A 6,529-nucleotide genomic window follows, 5' to 3' on the forward strand; every position below is an offset into this window, starting at 1 on the left:
AGCGAACCAGGGACACAGGGCATCCGGCTGACCGAGCAGGAGGCGTGGGAGCGCATCCGCGGCGCCCATACCGCGATCGTGACGACGCTGAAGGCTGACGGCTGGCCGGTCGCCCTGCCGAGCTGGTTCGTGGTCGACGGCGCGGACATCTACCTGCGTACCCCGGCGAAGAGTAAGAAAGTGCTGCGCATCAGCCGCGATCCCCGCGCCTCGTTCCTGATCGAGTCGGGGCGGGCCTGGGTGGAGCTGACCGCGGTCCAGCTGTCGTGCGAGGCGACGGTCCTGGACCGCGCGCTCGACCGGGAACAGGCGGTCCGCGTCGCGGAGCTGAGCGACACGAAGTACGCGGGCTTCTCGTTGCCGACCGCGGGGCTGCCTGCGGTGACGGCCGCGCACTACGGATCGGGTATGGCCACGATCCGGCTCAGACCGGTCGGTCCACCGCTGACGTGGGACAACAGCCGCATCCGCCTCGCAACCCATCGATAGACAGGGCGCACGCTCGCGCTTACCGTCGATACCGTGAACGAGGCAGGGTTAGTTCGCCCCCGGGTGCATTCGACCGATCCAGCGGCGAGCCCAGAGGACGAGGTGGCCCGACTGACCGCGGCGGCTCGAGCCGCGCTGGCGCGTGGCGGCTGGTGGGGCTTCAAGATCGAGAGTGTGCTGCGCACCGCCGGCCTGTCGACGCGGTGCTTCTACCGCCACTTCGAGACCAAGGACCACCTCCTGCTCCACCTGCTGGAGGAGGACGTCTCGCGGGCGAGCAAGCGCCTCGAATGGGTGTGCACCGACCCTGACCCGCTGGTGCGGGTCCGCGCCTGGTTCGACGGCGTGCTGGACATGGCCTACGTGCCCCGGGTGGCGAAGCCGACCGTGCTCTTCGCGACGCACTGGCGCCACCTGCTCGGCATCTTCCCGGACCAGGTCGAAGCCTGCCGCGCGGCCCTGACCGCCCCGCTGGTCCGCGCCCTGGCGGATCTGGTCTCCTCCGGCGCGGCCGACCCCCGCGTCGACGCCGAGTCCGACGCCCTGGGCCTGTTCCACATCGTGTCGGGCCCGGCCGCCGACGTCATCTCCCGCGGTGGGTCGCCTGACCGCGCGACGACCGAGGCACAGATCCTGCCCCTGGTGGACCGCATCCTCGGTGTCACGCTTCCCCCGGCCAGCCGTCATGCGTGGCGGCCGGAAGACGGCTGAGAAGCCGCTTTCCCGCCGGAACCTTGCCCGGCCGGCACCCGGCGCAGTTGGCTGGAAGCGCCATGGATGAGACACCTGTGCAGCTGCGTGCCCGGTTCGCCGAGTTCCTCGACACCCACGACCCTGGACCCGCGCCCAAGCACGCGGGCGAGCGCCTGGCGTGGCAGCGGTCCTGGGCCGCACTGCTCGTCGAGGCGGGCTTCGCGGCGCCGGGCTGGCCCCGCGAGTGGGGCGGCATGGAGCTGTCCCTCGCCCATCAGGTCGCCTACACCGAGGAGCTTTCCCGGCGCCGGCTGCCGCCGCACCCGAGCGGGGGCACCTTCGTCGTCGGCCCGACGTTGATCGTGCACGGCACGCGGGAACAGCGTGAGCGTTACCTGCGGCCGGCGCTGCGCGGGGACGAGATCTGGTGCCAGGGGTTTTCCGAGCCGGACGCCGGCTCCGACCTCCCGAGCCTGCGCACCCGCGCCCGCCTCGACGGCCGCGACGGCCGCGACGGCGACCGGTACGTCGTCACCGGGCGCAAGGTCTGGATCACCAACGCCCGCGCCGCCGATCGCATGTTCGCCCTGGTGCGCACGGGTACGCAGGAGCAGCGCCAGGACGGCATCAGCTACCTCCTGATCGACATGCACGCTCCGGGCATCACAGTCACTCCCCTGGTGGACATGACGGGCAACACGTCGTTCTACGAGGTCACGTTCGACGAGGTCCGCGTGCCGATTTCCGATCGCGTCGGCGAGGAGGGCGGGGGCTGGCGGATCGCCCGCACGAGCCTCGGCCACGAACGGTCGACGGCCTTCATCACGCAGGCGTCGAAGTACCGCCGCGTCCTGGACGAGCTGGTCGCGCTGGCGATACGCCTCGACCGTGCCGGTGACCCGCTCGTCCGCCAAGCGCTGGCCAGGGCGGAGACTGACCTGCAGGTCGTGCGTCTCGGCGGGCTGCGGGTCCTCGGTGACCTCCTGCGGGGACGTGAGCCCGGTCCGGGGGCGTCGTTGGGCCGCCTCGTCTTCACAGAGTTCGAGCAGCGGCTGCACGCCCTCGCGGTTGAGATCACCGGACGGTCGGCGGTGCTCGCGCCGGGCAAGGACCATCCGGTCGAGGGTGGGCGGTGGTCGGCGGGCCTGCTGGCCACCCGCGCCAGCACGATCGGGGCGGGGACCGCGGAGATTCAGCGCAACACCATCGCCGAGCAGGTGCTCGGCCTCCCGCGAGAGCCGGCGCCGTGAGCACCGGTGGGGTTGTCGTCAGCACCGACGGCGGCTTGCGGGAGATCGTCGTCGACCGGGCGCCGGCCCGCAACGCGCTGCGAGCCGTCGACATGCACCGGATCACCGACGCCGTCACCGACGCGGTCGACGGCGGAGCCGTCCGGGCGATCCTCCTCCGCTCGGCGGGGCCGCACTTCTGCGCGGGCGCGGACATCGTCTCGGTGAACGCGCCCGGGGCCGAACGCCCCGTCACCGGCGGGCTGATCCGGGCGGTCCGCGCGGGTGCGAACCGCATGATCCAGGCGCTGTGGGACTGCCCGCTGCCCGTCGTCGTCGCCGTGGCGGGCCGGGCGATGGGCCTGGGCGCTCACCTGGCACTCACCGCCGACGTGATCGTGGCCGCGGAGGGCGCCTCCCTCGTGGAGCCCTTCGCCGGGCTGGGCTTCGCGGTGGACAGCGGCGGCACGTGGCTGCTCGCGCGCCGGGCCGGGCTCGGCGCGGCCACCCAGGTGCTCCTGCGGGGGAAGCCCTTGGATGCGCGGCGCGGCTACGAGCTGGGCGTCTTCGACGAGGTGGTCGCCGACGCCGATCTCGTGGCGCAGGCGGCCCGGATCGCGGGTGAGCTGGCGGCGGGGCCGACCCTCGCGCTGTCCGCCACCAAGGGACTGCTGCGCCGCGGCCTGACCACCGACCTTGCCGCCGCCCTCGAGTCCGAGCTGGTCGCCGTCGAGCTCACGGTGCGCAGCAGCGACTTCAAGGAGGGCATCGCCGCCTTCGGTCAGCGCCGCAAGCCCGAGTTCACGGGACGCTGAGACACCCTCGGTCACCGGATCATCCTCGCGCCACGGTGTCACTGCGGGCGCGGTCACGGGACTCCTCGGGTCAGCTGTTCGCAGGCATCGCGATGGACTTGAGCTCGAGGTAGGGCTCGAGACCCTCACGGCCCCACTCCCGGCCGAGCCCCGACTGCTTGAAGCCGCCGAACGGTGCACTCGTGTCGTAGGTGAAGCCGTTGACGTTGAAGGTGCCGGTGCGCACGCGTCGCGCCACGTCGAGTCCCTGCTGCGGGTCCGCGGTCCACACGGCACCGCACAGCCCGAACGGGGAGTCGTTGGCGATGTCGACCGCGTCGTCCACGGTCTCGTAGGGGATGACGCACAGCACCGGACCGAAGATCTCCTCGCGCGCGATGCGCATGCCGTTGTTCACGTCGGCGAACAGCGTCGGTTGGACATACCAGCCCTTGTCCTGGCCGTCGGGTCGTCCGCCACCGGTGACGACCCGCGCTCCGGCGTCGCGGCCGGCCTGGAGATAGCCCTCGACCCGCTCGCGCTGCTCACGGCTCACCAGCGGCCCGAGCACTGTGCCCGGATCGAAGGGATCTCCGACCGGTAGGTGGCCGACGATGGCCGCGGCCCGTTCGACGATCTCGGCGTAGCGGGAGCGCGGAGCGAGCAGTCGGGTGAGGGCGATGCACGCCTCCCCGTTGTTCAGCATCGCGCCCTGGACCGCTGTCGGGATCGCCGCGTCGAGGTCGGCGTCCGCCATCACGATGCACGCCGACTTGCCACCGAGCTCCAAGGTGACCCGCTTGATCTGCTCACCGCACAGGCCTGCGATCCGCCGTCCGGCGACCGTACTGCCGGTAAAACTGATCTTGTCCACGCCGGGATGGGTGACGACCCGCTCGGATACCTCACGGTCGGCGGCGACGATGTTGACGACGCCGGCCGGTAGTCCCGCGGCTTCGAGCACCTCGGCCAGGACGTAGGTGTCCAGGGGCGTCTGCGGAGCCGGTTTGACGACGGTGGTGCACCCGGCGAGCAGAGCCGGCGCGAGCTTGCCCAACAGCAGCCCGAGCGGCGCGTTCCACGGGATGATCAGCCCGGCCACGCCGACCGGTTCCCGCCGCACGACCATCGGACCAACGCTGCCCGCGCGGCGCTCCTCGAACGAGACGTCCTCGGACATCGCGGCGTAGTACCGGATGAGGGCCGAGGACACCTGCGCCATCCGGCTGAAGGTGATGGGTGACCCCATCTCCGCTGTGATGAGCTGGGAGAGTTCCTCATGGCGGTCGTCGAGGAGGTCCGCCGCCCGCAGCAGGACCTGTGCCCGCTCGTTCGCGGTCAGGTGGGGCCACGGCCCTTCGTCGAAAGCCGCGCGGGCCGCGCTCACCGCGGCGTCGACGTCGGCGATCTCGGCTCGCGGGATGCTCCCGATGACCTCCTCGGTGGCCGGGCTCACCACCGACAGGCGACCGCTGCCGGCCGGCTTCCTGCGCTGCCCGCCGATCCAGAACGCATCGTGGTCGATCGTCATCTGGACTCCTGTGTCGTGGGGACCGTGCTGGTGTTGAGCCCGTCAGCGCCTCTCACGTCGCACATCTGCCCGACGGGCTGGCGGTCCGGGTCGGCCAGTGCGTGCAGGCTCCGCGGGTCGGTGACGACGGATGCGAACCGCCGCGCGCCGTCGTCACGGCCGATGATCCAGCCGCGGGCGGGTGTGCCGTCCCGGTTGTGCTCGACGGTGAAGGTCTCGATCCGCCCGCGGCCTGTGACGGCCGAGGCGTACCCGGGGACCGGCTCGGTCCTCGGCGGGACTTGTGCCGGCTCAGCCCAGGGCTGCGCAGGCCTCGTCGGTGCGATGACCATCGCATGGTGTTTGGTGAGGTACTCGCCGTTGGCGTAGACCAGCGCCCGGCCACGCAGGCGATGCGCAGCGACGATCGCGTGCAGGCAGTAGTCGTTCGCCGGTCCGCCGAAGGATGCCAGGCCGCCCGTGACCGTGAGGGGACGTTCCTTGCCGAGCCCCAGGTGCAGCGCCGCCAGCTTGGGGACGATCGGGAAGCACGAGTACAGGTCGATGTGCTCGAGGTCCTGTGCTGAGCACTGCGCCTGGTCCAGGCAGGCGTCGAGGGTGGCGGACAGGCCGGGGGAACGAGCGAAGGTGGCGCGCCGCAGGACGTCGGTCGAGTCGGCGGCACCGGCCGAGGCCCAGATGTGGGAGATCCGCTCGTCGGGGATGCCGTGCTCGCGAGCCGTCTCGAGGTCGCAGAGCACGACGGCGGCACCCTGGTCGACCTTCGGGTTGGCGGTCATCCGCACGGTGTAGGGCCAACAGGTCATCCGGTTGCCGTCGGTGGCCTCGTAGACCTCCCGAGGGGTGAGGTGACGTGGCTTCCAGGCCGCGGGATTGCCGACAGCGACCTCGCTCATCGCGGCGAGGATCTCCCCCGACCAACGCTGGGCCTCCTCGAAGCTCTGCCCGAGTTCGGCACGTAGAGCGTTCTCGAAGAGCGGGTAGTTACGCAGCGGTCTGTCGATGCCGTAGCGGAGCATCTCCTCGGTGCCGCGGACGGAGCTGGGTAGCCGTACGGGTCCGCCTGGTCGGTCGGACCACGCGGGCGGGTTGCCGGACGTGCTGGCCCGCGCCAGGGACGCGGCTGCTTCGGCACCGCCGACGAGCGCGGCGTCGATCTGTCCCACGGCGATGAGGCGTGCCGCGGTCTCGATGAGGGCGAGCGGCTGGTTGCCGCCGACCTCGCTGTGCAGGGTGTGGCGCAGGCGCCGCACCGACGAGCCGCGCGACCTCGGCGGGCAGGTCGTCATAGCTCCACGACAGGACACCGACGATGAAGATCGCGTCCAGCGCGCTCAACAGTGCGGCGGGGACTGCATTGTGGGCAGCCTGCGCGATGAGCTCGCAGGGCTCGCTACCGTCGCCGCGCAGGTCCGCGGCGCCGACGATCACAGGTATTCGGGGCGCGGTCGGGGACACGCGGCGAACGTATTCCGGCCGGGGAGCGCATGCGTCTCGTGGAATCCGATTCTCAGGCAAGGCGCTTCGCGGGTGCCTGGCGCGCAACAGCGCGATCAGCGCACGCGGGTCACCAGACAGTCACCTACCACCGTCAGGCGGGCGGCCATGAGCGCAACCGCCATTACGTGCTCGCAGGTGGTGGGCCATTGCGGGACGAGATCGCCCAGACGGTCGTGGCCGCCGGGCTGCAAGAACAGTTCCACCTTCTGGGAATGGTGGAGGATCCCGAGCTGCTCCTGAGCGAGCTCGCCGTGCTGGTGCAGCCCTCGGACACCGAGACCACCAGTCGCGTC

General features: G+C 71.4%; 7 protein-coding genes. 4 read left to right on the forward strand and 3 right to left on the reverse strand.

Annotation, left to right across the window (positions count from 1 at the left end):
* From U9980_RS09045 to U9980_RS09060, 4 genes are all read left to right on the forward strand, one after another.
* Positions 1 to 489, forward strand: a 489-nt coding sequence (locus U9980_RS09045; protein ID WP_322767514.1) for a pyridoxamine 5'-phosphate oxidase family protein, incomplete at its 5' end; no start/stop codon positions are given.
* 102 nt (positions 490 to 591) lie between these two features.
* Complete coding sequence (locus U9980_RS09050) at positions 592 to 1,200, forward strand: TetR/AcrR family transcriptional regulator (RefSeq protein ID WP_322767515.1); 609 nt, start codon at positions 592 to 594, stop codon at positions 1,198 to 1,200.
* Between the two features lie 62 nt (positions 1,201 to 1,262).
* Positions 1,263 to 2,432 carry an acyl-CoA dehydrogenase family protein gene (locus tag U9980_RS09055; RefSeq protein WP_322767516.1) on the forward strand — a complete coding sequence of 390 codons (1,170 nt, stop codon included), beginning with the start codon at positions 1,263 to 1,265 and terminating at the stop codon, positions 2,430 to 2,432.
* A complete protein-coding gene (locus tag U9980_RS09060; RefSeq protein ID WP_322767517.1) occupies positions 2,429 to 3,226 on the forward strand; it encodes an enoyl-CoA hydratase/isomerase family protein in 798 nt (265 codons plus the stop codon). The genes U9980_RS09055 and U9980_RS09060 overlap by 4 nt, the downstream gene beginning before the upstream one ends.
* A gap of 70 nt (positions 3,227 to 3,296) precedes the next feature.
* On the opposite strand, the gene U9980_RS09065 is transcribed toward U9980_RS09060, so the two are convergent.
* The 3 genes from U9980_RS09065 to U9980_RS09075 all read right to left on the reverse strand — a co-directional run.
* On the reverse strand, positions 3,297 to 4,736 hold the full coding sequence (locus U9980_RS09065; protein ID WP_322767518.1) for an aldehyde dehydrogenase: 1,440 nt from the start codon (positions 4,734 to 4,736) through the stop codon (positions 3,297 to 3,299).
* Positions 4,733 to 6,025: a hypothetical protein gene (locus U9980_RS09070; RefSeq protein WP_322767519.1), complete on the reverse strand. Its 1,293-nt coding sequence runs from the start codon at positions 6,023 to 6,025 to the stop codon at positions 4,733 to 4,735. Before U9980_RS09070 ends, U9980_RS09065 begins: the two co-directional genes overlap by 4 nt.
* Before the next feature lie 264 nt (positions 6,026 to 6,289).
* Positions 6,290 to 6,529, reverse strand: a 240-nt coding sequence (locus tag U9980_RS09075; protein WP_322767520.1) for a hypothetical protein, incomplete at its 5' end; no start/stop codon positions are given.

Source organism: Protofrankia sp. Cr1 (assembly GCF_963555865.1).
In the GTDB taxonomy this organism is placed as follows: Bacteria; Actinomycetota; Actinomycetes; order Frankiales; family Frankiaceae; genus Protofrankia.